The sequence below is a fragment of the Bordetella muralis genome (genome assembly GCF_965139205.1).
GTDB classification, from domain to species: Bacteria; Pseudomonadota; Gammaproteobacteria; order Burkholderiales; family Burkholderiaceae_B; genus Bordetella_A; species Bordetella_A muralis.
In genome coordinates, this window is sequence record NZ_CBCSIU010000007.1 from 204,328 (window position 1) to 224,227 (window position 19,900).

At 60.2% G+C, this 19,900-nt stretch carries 19 protein-coding genes and 1 pseudogene; 16 read left to right on the top strand and 4 right to left on the bottom strand.

The window, feature by feature from the left end; genetic code table 11:
* Positions 1–2 precede the first annotated feature (2 nt).
* The 12 genes from ACNA0I_RS12995 to ACNA0I_RS13050 all read left to right on the top strand — a co-directional run bounded on the left by ACNA0I_RS12995 (position 3) and on the right by ACNA0I_RS13050 (position 11,569).
* A complete protein-coding gene (locus ACNA0I_RS12995) occupies positions 3–1,001 on the top strand; it encodes an NAD(P)-dependent oxidoreductase (protein WP_415806419.1) in 999 nt (332 codons plus the stop codon).
* Positions 994–1,872 carry a branched-chain amino acid ABC transporter permease gene (locus tag ACNA0I_RS13000; protein ID WP_415806420.1) on the top strand — a complete coding sequence of 293 codons (879 nt, stop codon included), beginning with the start codon at positions 994–996 and terminating at the stop codon, positions 1,870–1,872. The genes ACNA0I_RS12995 and ACNA0I_RS13000 overlap by 8 nt, the downstream gene beginning before the upstream one ends.
* A complete protein-coding gene (locus tag ACNA0I_RS13005; protein ID WP_415806421.1) occupies positions 1,865–2,860 on the top strand; it encodes a branched-chain amino acid ABC transporter permease in 996 nt (331 codons plus the stop codon). The genes ACNA0I_RS13000 and ACNA0I_RS13005 overlap by 8 nt, the downstream gene beginning before the upstream one ends.
* Entirely contained in the window at positions 2,857–3,642 is a 786-nt protein-coding gene (locus ACNA0I_RS13010) for an ABC transporter ATP-binding protein (protein WP_415806422.1), read from the top strand. The genes ACNA0I_RS13005 and ACNA0I_RS13010 overlap by 4 nt, the downstream gene beginning before the upstream one ends.
* Positions 3,635–4,423 carry an ABC transporter ATP-binding protein gene (locus ACNA0I_RS13015; protein ID WP_415806423.1) on the top strand — a complete coding sequence of 263 codons (789 nt, stop codon included), beginning with the start codon at positions 3,635–3,637 and terminating at the stop codon, positions 4,421–4,423. Before ACNA0I_RS13010 ends, ACNA0I_RS13015 begins: the two co-directional genes overlap by 8 nt.
* A 59-nt stretch (positions 4,424–4,482) precedes the next feature.
* Positions 4,483–5,403: an SMP-30/gluconolactonase/LRE family protein gene (locus ACNA0I_RS13020; RefSeq protein WP_415806424.1), complete on the top strand. Its 921-nt coding sequence runs from the start codon at positions 4,483–4,485 to the stop codon at positions 5,401–5,403.
* A 48-nt stretch (positions 5,404–5,451) separates the two neighbouring features.
* Entirely contained in the window at positions 5,452–6,474 is a 1,023-nt protein-coding gene (locus tag ACNA0I_RS13025; protein WP_415806425.1) for a Bug family tripartite tricarboxylate transporter substrate binding protein, read from the top strand.
* Between the two features lie 96 nt (positions 6,475–6,570).
* The gene (locus ACNA0I_RS13030; protein ID WP_415806426.1) at positions 6,571–7,785 is read left to right on the top strand and encodes an FAS1-like dehydratase domain-containing protein; all 1,215 of its coding nucleotides are present in this window, start codon (positions 6,571–6,573) and stop codon (positions 7,783–7,785) included.
* Between the two features lie 35 nt (positions 7,786–7,820).
* Positions 7,821–8,987, top strand: a complete 1,167-nt coding sequence (locus tag ACNA0I_RS13035) for a CoA transferase (protein WP_415806427.1) — start codon at positions 7,821–7,823, stop codon at positions 8,985–8,987.
* On the top strand, positions 8,984–10,183 hold the full coding sequence (locus tag ACNA0I_RS13040) for a CaiB/BaiF CoA transferase family protein (RefSeq protein WP_415806428.1): 1,200 nt from the start codon (positions 8,984–8,986) through the stop codon (positions 10,181–10,183). Before ACNA0I_RS13035 ends, ACNA0I_RS13040 begins: the two co-directional genes overlap by 4 nt.
* A 43-nt stretch (positions 10,184–10,226) precedes the next feature.
* Positions 10,227–10,808 (top strand): cysteine hydrolase family protein, encoded by a 582-nt coding sequence (locus ACNA0I_RS13045; protein WP_415806429.1) that lies wholly within the window; start codon positions 10,227–10,229, stop codon positions 10,806–10,808.
* A 113-nt stretch (positions 10,809–10,921) separates the two neighbouring features.
* On the top strand, positions 10,922–11,569 hold the full coding sequence (locus ACNA0I_RS13050; protein WP_415806430.1) for a GntR family transcriptional regulator: 648 nt from the start codon (positions 10,922–10,924) through the stop codon (positions 11,567–11,569).
* 29 nt (positions 11,570–11,598) lie between these two features.
* Here ACNA0I_RS13050 and ACNA0I_RS13055 read toward each other — a convergent pair whose 3' ends face one another.
* The 4 genes from ACNA0I_RS13055 to ACNA0I_RS13070 are packed head-to-tail and all read right to left on the bottom strand — an operon-like array spanning position 11,599 to position 14,976.
* Complete coding sequence (locus tag ACNA0I_RS13055) at positions 11,599–12,348, bottom strand: GntR family transcriptional regulator (protein WP_415806431.1); 750 nt, start codon at positions 12,346–12,348, stop codon at positions 11,599–11,601.
* On the bottom strand, positions 12,341–13,573 hold the full coding sequence (locus tag ACNA0I_RS13060) for an amidase (RefSeq protein ID WP_415806432.1): 1,233 nt from the start codon (positions 13,571–13,573) through the stop codon (positions 12,341–12,343). The genes ACNA0I_RS13055 and ACNA0I_RS13060 overlap by 8 nt, the downstream gene beginning before the upstream one ends.
* Complete coding sequence (locus ACNA0I_RS13065; RefSeq protein ID WP_415806433.1) at positions 13,570–14,523, bottom strand: polysaccharide deacetylase family protein; 954 nt, start codon at positions 14,521–14,523, stop codon at positions 13,570–13,572. The genes ACNA0I_RS13060 and ACNA0I_RS13065 overlap by 4 nt, the downstream gene beginning before the upstream one ends.
* A gap of 18 nt (positions 14,524–14,541) precedes the next feature.
* Complete coding sequence (locus ACNA0I_RS13070; protein ID WP_415806434.1) at positions 14,542–14,976, bottom strand: nuclear transport factor 2-like protein; 435 nt, start codon at positions 14,974–14,976, stop codon at positions 14,542–14,544.
* Positions 14,977–15,254: 278 nt separating this feature from the next.
* Between ACNA0I_RS13070 and ACNA0I_RS13075 the strand changes: the two genes are divergently transcribed.
* The 4 genes and pseudogenes from ACNA0I_RS13075 to ACNA0I_RS13090 all read left to right on the top strand — a co-directional run.
* A complete protein-coding gene (locus ACNA0I_RS13075) occupies positions 15,255–16,439 on the top strand; it encodes an ABC transporter substrate-binding protein (RefSeq protein ID WP_415806435.1) in 1,185 nt (394 codons plus the stop codon).
* A 21-nt stretch (positions 16,440–16,460) separates the two neighbouring features.
* Entirely contained in the window at positions 16,461–17,339 is an 879-nt protein-coding gene (locus ACNA0I_RS13080; RefSeq protein WP_094820445.1) for a branched-chain amino acid ABC transporter permease, read from the top strand.
* On the top strand, positions 17,336–18,307 hold a 972-nt coding region (locus ACNA0I_RS13085), incomplete at its 3' end, for a branched-chain amino acid ABC transporter permease (RefSeq protein ID WP_415806436.1). The genes ACNA0I_RS13080 and ACNA0I_RS13085, both read left to right, overlap by 4 nt.
* 1 nt (position 18,308) lies before the next feature.
* Positions 18,309–19,858 (top strand): annotated as a pseudogene (locus ACNA0I_RS13090) (ATP-binding cassette domain-containing protein); the annotation flags it as partial.
* Positions 19,859–19,900 lie beyond the last annotated feature (42 nt).

The window sequence follows — 19,900 nt, forward strand, 5'->3', positions numbered from 1 at the left end:
TCATGGCAAACGCGCAAGCAACCTTGGGATTTATCGGGCTAGGCGTGATGGGCGGCCCGATGTGTAGAAACGTCGCGAGCAAACACGCCGGCGAGGTGATTGCTTTCGATATGAATGCAGAGGCATTTGCGGCGTTGGAGGGAACCCGCGCGCGCCGCGCAGCGAGTGTGTCCGAGGTCGCGGCGCGGGCTGATGTGGTGTTCTTGTCTTTGCCGGGCGGACCGCAGGTGGAGCGCGTGTGCCTCGGAGAGCAGGGGTTGGTGCGAGGCCCGCGTCAGCCTGACGCGATAGTCGATCTCAGTACGACAACGGTCGCCTCGGCCCGTGCCGTGGCCGCGCGGTTAAAGGAGCTGGGTGTGGCTTTTGCCGATGCGCCTGTCGCACGTACCCGCGAGGCTGCCCAGCGCGGCGAACTCAGCATCATGGTAGGCGCCCACGCAGATCTGTATGCGCGCATCGAACCGTGGCTGCATTACATGGGATCGGATGTCACACGCTGCGGCGATGTGGGATGCGGCCAGGTCGTGAAGCTGATTAACAACGCGTTGGTGTTCGAGAACACGATGGCGTTAGCGGAAATGATGGTGCTGGGCGAGCGTGCGGGCGTACAGCCGGAGGTGCTGCTGGATGCGGTATCCAAGGGGTCCGGCGACAGTTTTGTGTTGCGTAATCATGGACGCCGCGCCATGCTGCCACGACATTTTCCCGAAAAATCCTTTCCCCCCGAGTATGTCTTGAAGGATCTGTCGTATGTGGCGGAACTGGCAGGGCAAATGGCAGTGACAGCCCGGGTGGTGGAATTGGCTCAGCGCTATTACGCTGCGACGGCGAGCGCAGGCTACAGCGGGAGATACTTTCCTGCCGTTATTGAAATCATCGATCAAGGCGTCGATATCGATGGCAGTGCTGTGCGAACGGGCATGGCGCGAGACAAGGCGCAAACTCATCGCCAGGATAAGGACGCAGTGCCGTCTGCATCGGGGAGCGGCCGTCATGGATGACGTCATCGGCCTGGTCTGGGCGGGAATGATCAGCGGATGTCTGTATGCGATGGGCGCGATAGGCATCGTGCTGATCTATAAAAGCTCGAATGTCGTGAATTTTGCGCACGGCAATCTGGCCGGTCTGGCGGCATTCCTGGTGTTCGGCTTCACCGCTGGGATTTTTTCCAATATGGCATGGGGAGCCGCCGTAGTGCTGACGTTCGTCATCATGATTGCGGTCATGGCGATCAGTTATTTTTTGATTGCGCCTTTGGTGTTCAAATCGGATTTGACCAGCACGATCGCGACGCTCGGCGTTGGATTGATCGCTCAAGGGGCGACACAATTACTGTTTGGTTCTAACGTCGTCTCGCTGGATCTGCCTTTGCCCGATTGGCGGGCAGAACTTGGGCCCATCCTGGTGACCTCCTACGACATGGCCGTGCTGGCGACGACTGCGTTGGCGATTGGGCTGCTATACGTACTGATCGAACGCACGCGTATCGGCATTGCTTTTCGTGCGGTATCGGCCAACCCATTCGCCAGCCGCGTGTGCGGATTGAGTCTGCGGCGCGTACATCTGTTTTCCTGGATTGTGGCGGGGCTATTGGGGCTGGTGGCGTCGCTGCTGATCGTGCCTACGACGTTTTTGTCATCGACCAGCGTGGCCTCGTTCATGTTGCAGGCCTTTGCGGCGGCGGTGGTTGGCGGGTTCAACAGTTTGCCGGGCGCCGTGCTGGGTGGCATCTTTATCGGTGTGATCATGAATCTGCTGTCGTTCTATGTGGCGGCCGAGTTCACCAATACGTATTTGTTGCTGACGATTCTGATTGTGCTGAACATATTCCCCAAGGGCATTCTTGCTGTGCGTGGAGGTGTTCGTGTCTAGTGTGATGATGTCGGTGAACGACTCGGCCAGCAAGCCCGGCCCTCAAACGCATGTCACGGTATTTCAGCGGTGGAGCACGAGTGCGGGCATTGCCGGGGCAGTTGTGTTGCTGCTGCTGCCTATCGTGGTGGGCGGATATTGGACCTATACCGTGGGATTGTGCTTCGCAAATGCCATTGCAGTTATTTCGGTAGGGTTTCTGGTGCGCTACGGTGGCGAGGTCTCGATCGGCCATGGCGTGTTTGTGGCGGCTGGAGCCTACGCCGTTGCGTTGATGGAGAAGTACGCCGGCGTATCGCTGTTGATGAGCTTGCCGGTGGCGGCGTTGGCAGGGGCGGTACTGGGTATGATCTTTGCCTTTCCATCGCGTCACTTGTCGGGAATTTATTTGGCTGTGGCCACAATGGCGCTAGCGCTGGCCTTGCCTGAAGTCCTGTTGCATTTTTCGTCGGTGACGGGCGGCTACGAAGGCCTGTACGTCAAGCTCGATGCATTACCCGGCATGTCCAAGGAAATGCAGCGGTATTACTTGCCGTTGGCGGGGTTGGTGGCGGTTGTCATGTTGCTGCGTCAGTTTCGGCGCTCGCGCCAGGCCAAGGCATTGTTGCTGATTCGTACTTCGGCTCATGCCGCCGAGTCGTTCGGCGTGCGCCGAAGCTGGGCGCGCCTGAGCTGCATGGCGCTCAGTGGCGGTATCGCCGCGATCGGCGGGGCGATGCTGTCGTTCAGCTCGTCCACGGTATCGCCGAACAGCTTTACGTTGTGGACCTCGATTTTTCTGCTGGTGGGATCGGTAGTGAGTCTGTATTCGCTGTCCATCGCAGGCGGTGTGATAGGCGGCGCGTTTTTGACCTTGATGCCCTTGCTGTTGGCCGGCGCCGGTGACTGGGTGCCTATTCTGTACGGGGCGGCATTATTGACTGTCGTGCTGGGATTCAACGCGTTGCCGGCATCGGTGCGGGCGAGGCTCCAAGGGGGGCAGGCATGACGGCCGATGTATTGGAGCAGGCACCGTTGGTGGTCGAGGACTTGTCGTTGTCGTTCGGCGGCATACAGGTTCTGCAGCATGTCGGTATGCGATTGTTGCCGGGGGAAATCACCGGCCTAATCGGGCCGAACGGTGCCGGCAAGACGAGTTTTTTTAATTGCCTGACGGGCTTGTATTGCCCGCAGCAAGGCAGCATTCTGCTGGGCGAGGAACACCTCGAGAAAATGGGGCCCACTGAACGTGCGGCGTTGGGATTCTCGCGCAGTTTTCAGCACGTTGCCTTGTGCCCGGAGTTGAGTGTGGTCGAGAACGTGATGATCGGCCTGGACCGTGAGGCGAGCGCGGGGTGGCTGGACGCGTTTCTGCCGCTGCCCAAAGGGAAAAAGGAAAATGCCCTGCATCGCGAGCGCGCCTTGGCGGCACTGGATCGCCTGGGGGTAGCGCATGTGGCTGACGTGATGCCTGCCGAACTGCCGCCGGGCGTGCTGCGGCTGGCCGAAATTGCACGTGCTATTGCCGCTCATCCCCGTGTGTTGTTACTGGACGAGCCCGCTGCGGGATTGAACTCCGTGGAAACGGCGGACTTGGCGTCTGCCTTGAAAAAGCTGCGGGCTCCAGGTCTGGTGCTGGTGGTGGTCGAGCACGATATGGATTTGATCATGGAAGTATGCGACACCATCCATGTGCTGAACGTGGGGCGCGTGCTGGCATCGGGCAGTCCAGAGCAGATCCGTGGTAACCGCGACGTGGTGCGGGTATACCTGGGAGACGAGGATGATTGACGTCACGGCGGATTTGCTGCGGGTCGAGGGATTGACGGTGCGTTATGGCGCGGGGCCCGTATTGCACGGGATCGGTTTTGCGATGACGGACTCGAAGGTTGCCGCCTTGTTGGGTGCAAACGGGGCAGGGAAGTCCAGCACGCTGCGGGCGATCGCCGGTCTGGAGCCGGCCCAGGGCACGATCCTGTTCCGGGGGCGGGATATTACGCGCCTGGGCGCCGCACAGCGATTTCGTCTGGGCATTGTGTATGTGCCGGAGGGCCGCGCCATCGTGTCCGACCTGACCGTTCAGGAGAACCTGAGGCTGGGGTCATATTTCGTCGACGCGCGCACGCGTGCACAACGCGAACAGATGGTCATGGATTTCTTTCCCGAGATCGCCAATCGGCGACGGGCGGCGGCAGGATTGTTGAGCGGCGGTGAACAGCAGATGTTGGCCATCGGGCGGGGCTTGATGTCAGGACCGCAGTTGTTGTTGCTGGACGAGCCGTCGTTGGGTTTGGCGCCGTTGCTGGTGGCACGCGTGTATGAGCGCCTGGCGAGGATTCAACAGGAACAGCGCCTTTGTGCGTTGTTGGTCGAGCAGAGTTTTCATGCGGCTGCCAAGCTGGCCTCTCATGCCTGGGTGCTGCGTCATGGCCATATTGTGGGTGAGCTGGACGAGGCCGAGATGCGCAGCCGCGAGGGACGGCAACGCGCGATTGATGCTTATCTCGGTTCTCGCAATCAGTCGTCGTCTGCATCAGCCGGATCGTCTTCCGGGAGCGCCAAGGCCGCGTGAGTCATCGAGCGGTTACGTTCCACCCAATGCGCCATCATGATCATGAACAAGGACACGGTATGCAGTCTCTAAAACTCCAAGGCGAGGTCATCGCATCTGGATTGCAGTTTCCCGAGGGGCCGGTGGCGTTGCCGGATGGAAGCGTGTTGGTCGTGGAGATCGCCGGGGGACGCCTGCTGCGTGTGTCGCCCGATAGACGGGTGAGTGTCGTGGCCACGTTGGGTGGTGGCCCCAATGGCGCGGCGTTGGGGCCTGATGGGCAGTGCTATGTCTGCAACAACGGCGGCTTCAGCTGGCGTACGGAGGATGGATTTACGCGGCCGATCGGCCCTGCGACGGACTACGCCGGCGGCAGTATTCAACGTGTCGATGTTGAGACAGGGGCAGTGACGACGTTGTATACGCATTGTGATGGGGTGTCCCTGCATGGGCCGAACGATATCGTGTTCGATGCACACGGCGGATTCTGGTTCACCGACTTCGGCAAGACGTTTGAAGACCGTATCCTGCGTGGCGCAGTGTATTACGCGCGCGCTGATGGCAGCGCTATTCGCCGGGCGGCGCATCCGGTATTGACGCCAAATGGTATTGGCTTGTCGCCCGATGGTCATACGCTATATGTCTCGGAGACGGAGACCAGCCGCTTATGGTCCTACGCGATCGAAGCGCCCGGCGTATTGACCCAGGAGCCCTGGCCGTCACCGTGCGGGGGGCGTTTGGTGCACGGCCTGCCGGGATATCAGCGGTTTGATTCGTTGGCGGTGGAGCAGGGCGGCAATATTTGCGTAGCCACCTTGGTACGCGGCGGCATCAGTGTCTTCAGCCCTTCTGGCCAGTGGCTTGAATTTCACGAGGCGCCCGAGGGGTATTGCACCAACATCTGCTTTGGCGGCGCCGATCTGCGCACGGCCTATATCACGCTGTCGGGCTATGGACAGCTATTGGCGGTGCCATGGCCACGTGCGGGCTTGGTTTTGTAGATGCGGGTGGCATAAATATAAATCGTGTGTATAGGGCATGGAGACAGCATGAAGACAACAGGTGAATTGCGCTCGAGCAGACGGAGATTTTTGCGTACGGGCGCGGCATGGGGAATGTCGGCAGGCTTGGCGGGGCTGGGACTGCCTGCACGCGCATTGCCGGTGTCCGCAGCATCGTGGCCGGATAAGCCGATACGCATCGTGGTCCCCTATGCCGCGGGCCAAGGCGCTGACCTGTTGGCACGGCTGATCGCGCAAGAGCTGGGCAAGACACTGACGCAACCCATCATCATCGAGAATCGTGCTGGCGCGGGCGGAAATATAGGCACGGCCAACGCAGCGCGATCGAATGCGGATGGCTACACGTTCCTGTTGGGAACGAACGCCACCAATGCGGCCAATGAGTTTCTCTATAGCAACCTGGGCTTTGATCCTGCCGCGGATTTTATGGGCGTGGCAATGATCGGCCTGCTGCCTATGGTGTTGTGCACGTCCGCGGCAGACTTGCCTGCTAATGGTATCGCTACGCTCATTGAGCGTGCCCGTGCCAAGCCCCGCACGCTCAATGTGGGATTGCCCAGCACGACCGCACAGGTCGTGTTCGCCGAGTTTGAAAAATCAGCGCAGGCACCGTTGTTTGCCGTGAAATACAAGGCTTCCGGTCAGGCGTTGGCTGACACGATGGGCGGCCAGATTCCTCTGGTGATCGATACGGTGACGGCGGCACGGCCCCATGTGTTGAGCGGAAAGCTGCGCGCGTTGGGGATTTCATCGTTGCACGCCAGCGACATGTTGCCAGGCGTGAAATCCATAGCAGAGCAGGGCGTGACGGGTTTCGACGTGGTGGCATGGGACGCTCTGTTTGCACCGCGCGGAACGCCTGCGGCCATTGTTGCACGCGTGGGCGAGCTGATACAGCGCGTGCAACAACAACCTGCGACGCGCAGCCGCATGATGGACATAGGGGTAGAGCCGCTGGTGATGGGGCCTGCTCAACTGGATTCGTTCGTGCAGGATGAACGTACCAAGTGGGGCGGGATCATCAACGCCGCGGGTATCCGCATCGAATAGTTTCCCAAATCAGGAGTGACTTTGCCGTTGAGGCGGAGTTGTGATCATTCAAAGAATGCATTCTGCATTTTATTGATTTAGCCAAGGAGCTGACCTATGAGTACCGTTTTGAATATTGCCCAGTCCGATGTAGGCAACGCGCCGGCCGAAGGGCGCATCACAGACGAAGCCATTGCCGCGGCACGCGCCATGATCGGCCTGCATTTGCGGCCCGAAGGCCCGTATCTGCAGGACGCGACGCCCGATACATTGCGCAATTGGTGCAATGGCATAGGCGATTTGAACCCCTTGTATCGCGATGTGGGCTATGCCAGCGGCACGCGCTACGGTTCGCTGCTCGGTCACCCCATGTTTCCCATGGCGTTTGGTTGGCTGGGCCGCACTCGATGGGGATTGCCGGGTGTTCATGGTTTTTATGCCGGCAACGATTGGGAGCTATTCCGGCACGTGCGTCCGAATGACCGCATCACCGCCATTGAGCGCGTGGTGGGCGTGGAAGAAAAAGAAAGCAAATTCTCGGGCCGGCTGGTGCTGCAGTATGTCGAGGCCAGCTATTACAACCAGCGTGGCGAGTTGATCGCGCGGGCGTTGGGGACTTGCACGCGCCACGAACGCAAAGCGGCGCGTGATACGGGCAAGTACAAAGAAATCGTCCAGCATGAGTACACCGACGAAGAGCGCGATCGCATCGACGAAATGGTGCTGAACGAGCCCAAGCAGATCCGTGGCGCTAACGTGCGCTATTGGGAGGACGTCGAGGTCGGCGAAGAATTGCCGACGATTGCGCGTGGTCCCTTGTCGCTGATGGACACGATGGGCTTCCTGGTGGGATGCGGCCGCGGCCATACGCATGGCGTGGTGTTGCAGGCGGCGGTGAAGCATCCGGGGCATTTCTTCCGCAATCCGGAGGCGGGCGGCGGCGTCGAATACACCGGTATTGGCCACCATCGCGAGTCGGTGGCCAAAGAAGTCGGGGTGCCTGGCACCTATGACTATGGCCCGCAGCGTTCATCATGGATGTGCTCGCTCGTGACGAACTGGATGGGCGACGCTGGGGTGTTAAAGCGCGTCCGTACGGAAATGCGCCGGTTCAACATCATGGGTGACACCACCTTCTGCAAAGGCAAGGTGATACGCAAATATGTGAAGGATCAGGTTGGCCTGGTGGATATCGAGTTGGCTGCGGAGAATCAACGCGGTGAGTTGACGACGCCGGGATTGGCCACGGTCGCATTGCCCTCGCGCGACGTGCGATTGCCGGCCTTTATCGATGGCTCTGGCGTCGATCTGGAGCTGCCAGTCACTCGTTGATGCACGTGCGTTCCTACCTCTGTGAGACAGTATCTATGCAGCCATATTCTTCACCTCGATCTGACACGCTGCCATTGACCGGTTGCCGTGTCGTGGAGTGTTCATCTTCTGTAGCCACCGCCTACGCCGCCAGGTTGTTGGCGGCCATGGGCGCGCACGTTGTGATGTTGGAGCCGCCAGCAGGGTCGCCGCTACGTCAGGCTGAGCCGCGATTGGAGGGAACGGAAGAGAGTGCGTTGTTTGCCTACCTGGCAGTGGGCAAGCACAGTCTGGTCTGCGATCTGTCCACAGAGGAGGGGCAAGCGCTATTGTCGCGAGAGTTGGGCCAAGCCGATATTCTCATTGAAGATATCCCAGTACGCGGTCGCACTCGTCATGGCCTGGAGCCGCAATCGCTCAGTGAGCGATTTCCGTCGCTGGTGCATGTCAGTGTCCTGCCCTTTGGCGCAACAGGGCCCAAGGCGGATTGGGACGGCGTGGAGTTGAACTTGATCCACGCTGGCGGCGAGGGCTATTTGCTGCCCAATGGCTTGTCGCAAGAGCTGTTTCCCGATAGGCCGCCGTTAAAAATCTATGGGCATTTCGGTGCTTATCAGGGAGGCGCGATGGCGGCATTCTGCGCGTTATCGGCATGGTGGGCGGTGCCGCAGCGGGGAGGGCAATATGTCGATGTGTCGGTGCAGGACGCTGTGCTGGCCGTCGGTGCGTTTGCCTTGCAGCGATTGGGAGATGGTTCGCTGGAGCACCGCACCACGCGCAGTTTTCGGTATGGCGGCGTGTTTGAGACACTGGATGGTTATGTCGAACTGCTGACATTGGAAGACAGGCAATGGCTGTCGCTGGTGCAGTTGTTGGGCAATCCAGAGTGGGCCGCTGATGAGGCGCTGCGCGATCCATTGGAGCGCAGCCGGCGCGGCGGCGACATCAATGCGCATATACGTGCCTGGATGTCCATGCATCATGCCGACGACATCGTCATGCGGGCTCAGGAATTGGGGGTGCCTATTGCCAAATATCGAACGCCCAATGAAGTGATGACGGGAGAACACGAGCGGTCCCGCGGACTGTTTGCGCCTGCCGTGCTGGAAAGCGGCAGACAAGCCGATATCCTGGTGGCGCCCTTTCAGTTCAGGCGCTCGCCGTTGCCGGGCGGTGGCAGCGTGCCGGCGTTGAATGAAATGGCTCGGGAGGAGATGGTATGAGTCTCGCCAATGCTCCACTGGCAGGCGTGCGTATTGCTGACTTCACCATTCATGCTGCAGGCCCGTTCTGTACGCATCTGTTGTCTCAGTTGGGCGCTGAGTGCATCAAAGTAGAAAGCCGTACGCGCCCAGATGCCTTTCGCAAGCCGCACGCTGTTTATGGACGCATGTCGGCGGCGACGTTCGATCAGGTGTCGGCGAACAAGCTGTCAGTGCGGCTGAATCTGAAACAACCCGAAGCTGTTGCCCTGGCCAAGCGGTTGGTGGCGGCATCGGATATTGCCGCGGAGAGCTTTCGTCCGGGCGTGATGGCGCGTTTGGGATTGGGGTTTGACGATTTATTGACGGTCAAATCTGATCTGATTCTGCTGTCGTTGTCGTCCTGCGGTCAGAGCGGCCCCGACTCGCATTTCGCGGGATATGCGCCACTGTTTGGCGCCTGGGGCGGCCTGGGTTGGATGAGTGGCTATAGCGATGGTCCGCCTATGGAAATGCGCCATGTGATGGATCACTCCGCGGGTGTACACGCGGCGCTGGCGGTCGTCGCCGCCTTGAATCAACGGCGCCGCACCGGCCAAGCCCAACATGTCGATCTGGCGGCGCGAGAGGTGGCCTCGGCCATGATAGGCGACGCGCTGGTAATGGCGTCTCAGGGGCAGGCCCCAGCACGACCGGGTAATAGCGATGACGGCATGGCGCCGCATGGGGTCTACGCGACGGCAGACACTGATCGCTGGTTGACCGTGGCAGTGCGCACCGATGCGCAGTGGCACGCGCTGGCGGCGCAGTTGGGATCAGAGGCTGACGATCCTCGCTATGCCACAAGGGCTTTACGGGTGCGCCACCGCGATGAACTGGATGGATTGCTGTCACGATGGCTGTCATCGCGCGATGCGGAGCAGACCGCCAGGCAATTGCAAGATTGTGGCGTATGTGCGCATGTATCCTGGAATATGCAGGACATTGCTGCGGATCCTCATTTGCGTGCCCGTGGCGTGGTGACCGAGGTGAGCGCGCCGGATATCCCCGCGCGCCTGGCGGTGGGCGCGCCGGCGCGATTCAGTCGCACGGATGAGGTGGGTATACGACGGCTGACGCCGGCATTGGGACAGGACGAGGACTATGTGTTCGGCGAGCTGTTGGGATTGAGCCGGGCGCAGCGCGCGGATCTGGAGTCCCGCGAGATCATTTTGTGATATCGCGCGTGGATAGATCATTAACCGAATCAAGGAGGTGTAGATGAAAGAGGCTATTTACCTGGTGCTGGATATGGAAAACGATCTGGTACACGCCGATGGGCCAAACGGCAAGGCGGCCTATGGAGAGCAGGTGCGCGGCCGCCGCATCCTGGAAAACACGCGCCGCGCTTTGGACAAGGCGCGCGCTGCCGGGGTGGATATCGGCTTTGTCCGTGTGGGATTTTCTCCGGACTACCGCGAATGCCCGCCAAATTCCCCGATATTCTCGGGGGCGCGCAAGGCGGGGATCTTCAAGCTGGGGCAGTGGGGAACCGAGGTTCATCCCGATCTAGGCAAGCAGGACGGCGACTTCGATATCGTCAAGCATCGCGTCAGTCCGTTCTATGCGACGAATCTGGAAGCCATTCTGCGGGCGCGCGGGATCAAACGGATCTATTGCTCGGGGATTTCGACCAATGCCGTGGTGCAGGCCACTGTGCGGGAAGGGCATGATCGCGATTACGAGATCGTGGTGCTGGAAGACTGCTGCTGCGGGACGTCGGCAGAGGAGCATGAAAATGCAATAAAAGGCCTGCAACGGTTTTGCCGGATCACGACCTCCGAAGAGGTGGTGTTCGAGTGAGTTTTCCCCCGGTGCCGTGTGAGTCTGGGCTAAACGTATAAAATGCATTAAATACGGGGTGTCAAAACTCGAGACAGATTTTCCGGCCACGCACGGCCGCTTCGGGCTACTAGATGGAATATCGAACAAAAGAAGAACAGGTCGCAGACTATCTGCGCGAGCGCATTATTTCCGGCGTCTATCCGCGCGGCTCGCGCCTGAAACAGGCTGAGATTGCCGAGCAACTGAAGTTGAGCATCACGCCCGTGCGCGAGGCGCTGAAACTGCTGGTGGCCGAGGGCTATATCAGTGGCGATTCCTATCGTGGCGCTCGTGTCGTGCCGTTCGATGCGGCTGCGTCGGCGGAAATCCTGCAGTTACGCTTGGTGCTCGAGTCGCAATTGGTTCGAGGCGCCATTGAAAGAATCACCACCGACGATATCGCTGAGCTGCGAGCCTTGGCCGCACAGTTTGCAGAAACGTTCGAGGCCGGCGACCGGGCCACGGCGCGCGGCGTGAATTACCGTTTTCACCGCCGTCTGTATGACATTGCACAGATGCCGCAGACGCTGCATTTTGTGCAGATTTTGTGGGCCCGCTATCCCTTTGACCTGATCAATTCGGTGTCCGGTCGTGGCAAGGAGGCTGTGCACGAACATGATGAGATCCTGCAGGCCTTTGCCGCCGGCGACGCATCTGCCGCCATGCTGGCCATGCGTAAGCACATCGAATCCGGCTGGACGGTGTTGAAGGCGATCAGCGAAGAGCAAGCGCGGAAGTAGCAAGGCATATGTTACATAAGCTGACTGACTCAACCTAACCCCAACATATCCGCCAGACTTAATTCCGTCTGGTCCTCGTCCAGGTGGATATGGGATTCCAAGTCCCGCAGATGATGATCCATCTCTGCGATCGCCTGGGCGATTTTGCCCTGTTCCAGATATTCCACCACGCGCGCGTGTTCGTCATGCTCGCAGGTCGCATTACCAGGCGGTTGAAAGATCGCGACGACGAGGGCGCAGCGTGAGATGACCTCCATCAAATAGCGCGCCAAGAGCGGATTACGCGACAGCTCGCCGAGTTTCAGATGAAACGCGCTGGCCAGGCGCGCCCATTCGGTCTGCGGTGCGTGATGCATGGCGCGGTGTTCGTCGCGCAGTTGGCGGCGCAGCGCAGCGTAATCGGCTCGGGTGGCGGATTGGGCGACCAAAGGCAGGATGGCGGCCTCGAGCGCGCGGCGCGCCTCGAAGAGCTTGCCGATTTCTTCGCGCGTGGGCATCGCGACGATGGCGCCGCGATTGGGGCGCAATTCGACGACGTGGTCGTGAGCCAGGCGTTGCAACGCCTTTTGTACGATGCTGCGGCCTACGCCGAATAATTCACATAGGGCGGCCTCGGGGAGCTTGGTGCCCGGGCGCAGGCGCTGGCTCATGACGCCACTGACCACGGATTGATAGATGCGTGTTTCGGTATCGTCGAGAGCGTCCGTGTTCGGCGCAGGCAGCGCCGTCGGCCGTATTCTGGGACGGCCTCGGGTGGATGGACTGCGGTCTTCAGGCATCGCGTGTACCCAATGCGGAGAGTTGTTGTCCCACGGAGATGGCCAGGCGGATCAACGCCAGATCGCTGCCTGCGGGCCCCAGCAGCGAGACCCCGGCGGGCAGGCCGTCCTCGCCGATAAAGGGGATGTTGACTTGGGGCAATCCGGCCAGGCCGGCAATCGACGTGATGCGAAAGGTGTTGGCGCGGATGGCGTCCACGGTCGCCGGATCGGCGGTGAGCGAAATCGCGGCGCTGGAGGCCGAAGGCAGAATGGCAATGCGATCCGTGCCCAGCAAGGTGCGAATCTGTTCGCGCAGGCCGGCTTGCCGCGATTGTGCAGTAGCTGCAGCCTCTGCGCTGATGTTTGCAGCTGCCTGCCAGCGCCCCTCGATGGCGGCGCCGAAGGTGGGGCGGGCGGTCGTTATCCAATCCCTGTGGGTTTGCCAGGCATCGTAGGCCGACACGGTGACATAGGTCTGCCGCCAGATTTCCAATTCGGTGTCCGAGGAGGGGGCGTGACTGATGGGCAGGGCAAAGTGGCCGTGCAGTGTATCGGTGACTTTGTCGATCAAGGGGGCAAAGGCGGCGTTGGCCTGTGCGCAGGCGTCGGTGAGTACGACGGCGCCACGCCAGGCGATATCGCCTGAGTCAGGCATCAGGACCTCGCCAACGTGTTGGAAAACATCGGCACGGCTGGCGAGCCACGTCATCGTGTCAAACAATGGCGATAGCGGGACGACGCCCTCCGCGCTCAGCAAGCCATGCGTCGTACGCAGCCCCCAGAGGCCGCAATAGCTGCTTGGCACCCGAGTAGAGCCGCCTGTATCGGTACCCAATGCAAAATCCACTAATCCCGCAGCGACAGCGGAGGCTGAGCCACTGGACGATCCGCCGGGAACGCGGTCGGGGGCGCGCGTATTGAGCGGCGTGCCATAGTGCACGTTTTCACCTTGAATGCTGTAGGCCAGTTCGTCGGTCAGCGTTTTACCGTGCAAGGTTGCGCCTGTGCTCAGCAACTGTGCGACCAGCGGACTATGCGCACTGGCGGGCTCATGAGTTTCCAACCATGAGGGATTGCCCGCGCCCGTACGGTGACCTGCCACGTCGAACAGGTCTTTGGCAGCGAAACTCAAGCTATTCAAGAGGCCGCTGCCGGAGGGAGCAACGCTGAATCGGCCATGCGGTACCCACGCCCCTACGGTGTCGTCGAAAGGTAGCGTGGTAGCGGCAGATAATGAGTTCATGTTGCGGATTCCTGAGTAAGTGTATCGACGTGGGCGCAGATAGCACCGGGTGTGGTGAACCACACCTCGCCGCGATCGCGATGATGGGCAATGTGTGCCAGCGCACGGCGCAGGTGCCGCAAGCGGTACGGTTGCCCGACGAGATAAGGATGCAAGGCTATGCCCATTACCAAGGGCTGCCGTTGCGATTGTTCGAGCATTTCATCGAAGTTGTCGATGATCAGTTGCGCGAAGTCTTTGCCATCCATGTGGCGCGCGACGATCATGGGAATGTCGTTGACTTCCTGGGGATAGGGCACAGACCACAGCGATGATCCGCCGCGCGTGCGTAGCTGGGTCGGTTGATCATCGTGGCACCAGTTCAGCGTATAGCGATAGCCGGTCTCGGCCAGCAGGTCCGGCGTCAGATGGGACTCGGCGATCCATGGCGATAGCCAACCGCTGGGACGTACACCCGCAACGCGTTCAAAACGTTCAGCACAGTGACTCAGCAGCGCACGCTCGGCAGTCTCTGTGTAGGTGCCCTGTTGTTCGGCATTGGTGTGTCCATGCGCGATCAACTCGTCGCCGCGAGCAAGGCAGGCGTGGATAAGCTCGGGGCAATGGTCGAGGATCGCGGTATTGGCGACGATGCCTGCAGGCAAATCAAGGCTGTCGAATAATTCCAGGCAGCGCCAGGCGCCAACGCGATTACCGTATTCGCGCCAGGTGTAGTTCAGGATATCGGGCTCGCTGAAACTGGCGCCCAGCTTTGCGCCCATGCCGCCGCCAAAGGCAAAGTGTTCCAGGTTGAACCCCAGATAGACGGCGAGCCTCGCACCGCGTGGCCAGGAATAATCCTGGCGGCGGTGAATCGGCGAATAATCGAACCGATGGTGGCTGGGCAACAAGCCGAATGTGCTGTCTGTATGCGATGTGTGGTCGGGAGGAGCGAAATCAATGGCCGGCATGGTTGAGTATCCTGCGATTCAAAGTGTGGCCAATCCCGCCCGGACCAGCATCCATTCCGCACTGTCGTTCCAGACGTCCATCTCCGTGATCAGGCCGTTGCGTACGACGTAGCGGTCGACATAGCGGTTGCCTTCGAATGGCGTGCCGTCCAGCCATTCTCCATATAGCGTGCCACGGTTGTAGACCACGGCGTATTCATCCGTGGCGCCAGCCACCACGTCGGTGGATTCAAAACGTTTTTTCACCCAGGCATAGCGTGCCTTGTTAAAGGCGGTGCATTCCGATGGGTCGCGCATCTCGCGGCCGCCTGTGAAGCGAATACGCAGGTCGCCGCTGACGTATCGGCGCGCGCCCTCGGGGTCGGGTTTCATCAGTGTGATCAGGTAGGTGTCGACCAAGGCGCCGGGATCATTCGCGTTGTGAGTGTTGTGCTGTTGTGGTGCGTCGTGCATCGTTTTCTCCCATTTGATGCGCCAATTCGGTGCATAAGAACTGCAATCGTGATGGGCTCGAACAGGCCGTGGCACAGGGCTTCAACCTATTCTGACCGCATGATTTCCATGGATTGTCGGCAATAAATCCATATGGATTGCCGACAAAAACTCATACGGAAATAAGCAAACAGCGTGCCAGGATGGCGGCAGGAAAAAGGTATTGGCATGGCTTTTGCTTGAGTGCAGGTCAGGGCTACTTCAGCGCCTTTGACTACGACCACTTTCGGGAGCACTCCATGTCTCGCTTTTCTCGCCGCACATTTGTCTGCACGACTATCGCCCTGTTTTGTGCGGGGCTGGGGGCCGGTGCGCAGGCTGCCGAGCCGATCAAGATCGGTTTGATTACTGCGTTGTCCGGGCAATCAGCGTTGGCGGGCGAAGCCATTACCCGTGGGATGCAAGTCGCCATCGACGAGATCAATGCCAAAGGCGGTTTGTTGGACGGCCGCAAGCTGGAGCTGGTGCGTCGTGATGATGAAGCCAATCCTGCAAAGGGCGTGGTCGCGGCGCGCGAGTTGATCTACAAGGAAAAAGTCGCTGCGATTTTTGGCGGTCTGGATACGCCGGTATCCATGGCGATCGTGCCGTTGGTCAATCAAGCCAAGATGCCGTTTATCGGCCCGTGGGCCGCAGGCACGCCAATCACGAAGAACGGCGCGAATCCCAACTACGTATTCCGTGTCTCTGCGGTCGATGAGGTGGTCGATGTCGCAATGGTGGACTATGCGCAAAAGACCTTCAATGCCTCGAAGTTCGGCTTGATCATGGTGAACAACCCGTGGGGCGAATCGAATGAAAGAGGGCTGGTCGCGGCCTTGGCGGCCAAAGGCATCAAGCCTGTGGGTAGCGAAAAATTCGAAGGCAACGACGTCGATGTTGTGCCGCAATTGACGCGGTTGAAAGCCGCGGGCGCCGATGCGTTGTTCCTGGTGGGCAACGTCGGACCCTCCGCACAGGTCGTGAAGTCATTGGATCGCATGGGTTGGAAAGTGCCCGTGGTATCGCATTGGGGACCTGCCGGCGGCCGGTTTACCGAACTCGCTGGCCCCAATGCCAAGGAAGTGCATTTCGTGCAGACGTATAGCTTCTTTGGCAAGCAATCGCCGGTTGGCGAAAAGGTCATCACGGCGCTGAAAGCCAAGTACTCCAATATCAAGGGGCCTGAAGACATCACCCCGGCTGTGGGCGTCGCGAATGCCTATGACGCGATGCAGTTGACGGCATTGGCGATTCAAAAGGCGGGCTCCACCGACGGCGATGCGATCCGCGAAGGCTTCTACAAGATCGACAGTTACGACGGCTTGATCAAGCAGTACAAGCAGCCGTTCTCACCCGAGGTGCATGACGCGTTGAGCGCACAGGATTACGTTTGGGCGCAGTTCATTGACAACCGCATCTTGCCCGTCGGGCTGGCGAAATAAGGCAATCAGTCGGGGTCTGTAATGCAGTTACTAGCGGCGCTAATCAGTGGCCTGGGCCTGGGCAGCATGTATGGCCTGATGGCACTGGGCTTTCATGTGACCCATTCTGTTTCGGGCACGGTCAATTTCGCGCAGGGCAGCTCGATGATGTTGGGCGCTGTGCTGTGCTTTACCTTTGCCCAGACGCTGGGATGGGGGATGGGGCCTGCCATTGTGTTGGCGTTGCTGTGCTGCGCGTTGTATGGCTTATTGGTGGAGTTCCTGGCAGTGAGGCCCTTTGCCTCGCGCGGGTCCAATGCCTGGCTGATGTCTACGGTGGCATTGGGTATCGTGCTGGACAACGTGGTGATGCATACCTTTGGCAAGGAACCTCGCAGTTTGCCTTCGCCCTTGGCGGTGTCGCCGATCGAGGTGTCGGGGCTGGGTTTGGGCGTCTATCCGCTGCAGTTGTTGATTCCGCTGATGGGCTTTGCGCTGGCTGCCGCGCTGCATGTGGTGGCGCGGCGTACCCGCTGGGGCACGGCGCTGCTGGCCGTGGTGCAGAACCGTGATGCGGCGCGTTTGATGGGCATTCCCATCAAGCGCGCGGTGGCCGCAGCCTTTGCAGTATCTACCTTGTTCGCCGGTATCGCGGGCATCTTGATCGCGCCTTTGTTCAACGTGAATGCCGACATGGGTACGCTGTTCGGCCTGAAGGCATTTGCCGTGGCGATTCTAGGAGGCATCTCCAGCGCGTGGGGCGTGATGTTTGCCGGGTTGATCTTTGGTATTGCCGAAGCCATGGTCACGGTCACGCTCGGGTCGGGCTACACGCAGATTATTACGTTTGCATTGGTGATCGTGGTGTTGGCCGTCAGGCCCAATGGTTTGTTTGGTCGGGCCGAGGTCAAGAAAGTATGAAGCTCAAATCTCTTGCAGCAGGGGCGGCGCTGGTCGTCGTGGCACTGGCGCTCGCATTCACGCTCAATAGCTATTACGTGTTTGTGCTGGCCAATATCGCATTGATTGCGATTGTTGGAATCGGTCTGAATGTGTTGTTGGGACTGACGGGGCAAGTGTCGTTTGGACATGTGGGGTTCTATGCCATAGGCGCCTACACCGTAGCGATCTTGACGACCAAGGCGGGTTGGAGTTTCTGGCCTGCGTGGGGCGCGGGTACCTTGATCGCTGCGGCGCTCGGGGCAGTGTTGGCATTGCCTGCGTTGCGTGTCAAGGGTCCGTATCTGGCGATGATCACAATCGCGTTCAGCTTCATCGTGCAGCATGCGATTGTGGAGATGCCCGACCTGACCGGTGGACAGAACGGCATCATGGGCATCATGCCGCCGCAGTTGGTCGCGAGTTGGGGACCGGAGCAGACCGTGACGGTGCTGGCGGTGTTGGCTGCCGCGGTGCTGATGATAGGTTATGCGCTGCTGTCGCGCGGGACGTGGGGCGCAGCGATGCGCGCCGTGAACGATAGCGAGACCGCCGCGCAATCCATTGGCTTGAATCCCTTGGTGGTCAAAACGGCGGCGTTCACCTTGTCGGCGGCCACGGCGGGATTGGCAGGTGGGTTGTTTGCTCCCTTGTCCAGCTTTGTGACGGCGGAAACGTTCAGCTTCATGCAGTCGATTCTGTTCGTGCTGGTGGTGATCGTGGGCGGCGCGGGAACGATTGTCGGTCCTATAGTGGGGGCCTTGATTGTCGGGATGCTGCCTGAACTGCTCGCGTCGTTGGAGAGCTATCGGTTGCTGTTCTTTGGTGCGCTGTTGTTGTTGGTGCTGTGGGTCGCGCCCGAGGGGCTGGTGGGGTTGTGGCGTCAGGTGATGGCTAAACTTCAGAATGTGGCGCGTGCGGGTGGTGTCAACGAGTCGGCTGAAGGCCAGNCTGCTGCTGCTGCTGCTGCTGCTGCTGCTGGCGCGTTGGCACTGCCACAACGCAAACGCGCGTCTTTGGCCGCGGACGGACTCGGTATCACCTTTGGCGGTGTGCGCGCCGTCAGCGAGTTGTCGATGCGTGTCCCTGTTGGCGCCGTGACGAGCCTGATCGGTCCTAACGGTGCCGGTAAAACCACCGCATTGAACATGCTCAGCGGGTTCTATCGACCCTCGACCGGCAAAGTGGCGTTGGGAAGCAAATCGTTGACGGGCTTATCCGCATTCCGTATCGCTCGTGCCGGTGTGGCGCGTACGTATCAAACATCGCAATTGTTTGGCACGCTCAGCGTCGAGGATAACGTCGCCTTGGCGATGAGCCGCGGCCGTCTGGGTGGCCTGCTTGCATCGGGGCGGTATCGCAGCGAGACGGTGCGCCAGCAGGCGAGGGCATTGTTGGCATTTTGCGGCTATGAAGGATCGCCTGCGATCAATGCGGCCGGCTTGGCGCACGTGGATCGCCGTTTGGTGGAAATCGCCCGTGCATTGGCCACGGATCCCGATGCGCTGTTGTTGGACGAGCCTGCGGCAGGCCTGTCGCGCGAGGACAAAGACCGTCTCGCAACGCTGTTGCGCCGTATCGCGGACGCGGGCATAGGCGTCGCCCTGGTCGAGCATGATATGACGTTGGTGATGTCGATCTCGGATCAGTTGGTGGTGCTGGATGCTGGGCGGCGCTTGGCGGTGGGTACGCCATCCGAGGTGCAGAATGATCCGGCGGTCAAGCAAGCCTATCTGGGTGAGTCGCTGGAGGTGGCGTCCAAGGAATCAAGCACGACACGCACACCAGGCGCGGAACTGCTGGGCGTCGATGCGCTGGTGGCGGGCTATGGCGCCGAGCCGGTATTGCATGGCATCAGCTTGCAAGTACGCGCAGGAGAAATGGTCGCGCTGTTGGGCGCGAACGGCGCAGGTAAATCGACGTTGATGCGTACGCTGGCTGGCCTGCATGGCAGCCAGTCGGGGGCGATGCATATCGATGGCCATCAACTAGAGGGCCGTGCTGCAGAAGATATCGTGGGCCTGGGCTTGGTGCTCGTGCCCGAAGGCCGTCAGGTTTTCCCCGAGCTGTCCGTGCTGGACAACATCAGACTAGGCGCGTTCCTGGATCAGACGGATCGCGAGGCACGCGTGGAAAGCATGTTGCAGCGGTTCCCGCGATTGCGCGAGCGCTTGCATCAGCGCGCGGGCCTCTTGTCTGGTGGGGAACAGCAGATGCTGGCAGTCGCGCGCGGCTTGATGAGCCGACCGCGCGTGCTGTTGCTGGACGAGCCTTCGCTGGGATTGGCGCCTAAAGTCATTGCCGAGCTGTTCGCGGCGCTGGATCGTTTGCGCGAGGAAAACATGACGATTTTGCTCGTGGATCAGATGGCAGGCCTGGCACTCGCGCTCGCCGATCGGGCCTATGTGATGGAAGGCGGGCACGTCGTGGCGCAGGGCACGGCAGCGGAAATCGCAGCCAATGACGAATTGGCAGATGCTTATCTCGGCGGGCATGGATAGCCCGCACGTGCTGTGATTGATCCGCGCGGTGAGTGCTCGATA

What these genes read in the sequence shown, in the direction of transcription:
- ACNA0I_RS13030 (WP_415806426.1), top strand. Translation starts at nt 6,571, where the DNA reads ATGAGTACCGTTTTGAATATTGCCCAGTCCGATGTAGGCAACGCGCCG.
- ACNA0I_RS13070 (WP_415806434.1), bottom strand. Translation starts at nt 14,976, where the DNA reads ATGCACGACGCACCACAACAGCACAACACTCACAACGCGAATGATCCC.
- ACNA0I_RS13045 (WP_415806429.1), top strand. Translation starts at nt 10,227, where the DNA reads ATGAAAGAGGCTATTTACCTGGTGCTGGATATGGAAAACGATCTGGTA.
- ACNA0I_RS13080 (WP_094820445.1), top strand. Translation starts at nt 16,461, where the DNA reads ATGCAGTTACTAGCGGCGCTAATCAGTGGCCTGGGCCTGGGCAGCATG.
- ACNA0I_RS13075 (WP_415806435.1), top strand. Translation starts at nt 15,255, where the DNA reads ATGTCTCGCTTTTCTCGCCGCACATTTGTCTGCACGACTATCGCCCTG.
- ACNA0I_RS13060 (WP_415806432.1), bottom strand. Translation starts at nt 13,573, where the DNA reads ATGAACTCATTATCTGCCGCTACCACGCTACCTTTCGACGACACCGTA.
- ACNA0I_RS13035 (WP_415806427.1), top strand. Translation starts at nt 7,821, where the DNA reads ATGCAGCCATATTCTTCACCTCGATCTGACACGCTGCCATTGACCGGT.
- ACNA0I_RS12995 (WP_415806419.1), top strand. Translation starts at nt 3, where the DNA reads ATGGCAAACGCGCAAGCAACCTTGGGATTTATCGGGCTAGGCGTGATG.
- ACNA0I_RS13055 (WP_415806431.1), bottom strand. Translation starts at nt 12,348, where the DNA reads ATGCCTGAAGACCGCAGTCCATCCACCCGAGGCCGTCCCAGAATACGG.
- ACNA0I_RS13050 (WP_415806430.1), top strand. Translation starts at nt 10,922, where the DNA reads ATGGAATATCGAACAAAAGAAGAACAGGTCGCAGACTATCTGCGCGAG.
- ACNA0I_RS13020 (WP_415806424.1), top strand. Translation starts at nt 4,483, where the DNA reads ATGCAGTCTCTAAAACTCCAAGGCGAGGTCATCGCATCTGGATTGCAG.
- ACNA0I_RS13065 (WP_415806433.1), bottom strand. Translation starts at nt 14,523, where the DNA reads ATGCCGGCCATTGATTTCGCTCCTCCCGACCACACATCGCATACAGAC.
- ACNA0I_RS13040 (WP_415806428.1), top strand. Translation starts at nt 8,984, where the DNA reads ATGAGTCTCGCCAATGCTCCACTGGCAGGCGTGCGTATTGCTGACTTC.
- ACNA0I_RS13010 (WP_415806422.1), top strand. Translation starts at nt 2,857, where the DNA reads ATGACGGCCGATGTATTGGAGCAGGCACCGTTGGTGGTCGAGGACTTG.
- ACNA0I_RS13000 (WP_415806420.1), top strand. Translation starts at nt 994, where the DNA reads ATGGATGACGTCATCGGCCTGGTCTGGGCGGGAATGATCAGCGGATGT.
- ACNA0I_RS13025 (WP_415806425.1), top strand. Translation starts at nt 5,452, where the DNA reads ATGAAGACAACAGGTGAATTGCGCTCGAGCAGACGGAGATTTTTGCGT.
- ACNA0I_RS13015 (WP_415806423.1), top strand. Translation starts at nt 3,635, where the DNA reads ATGATTGACGTCACGGCGGATTTGCTGCGGGTCGAGGGATTGACGGTG.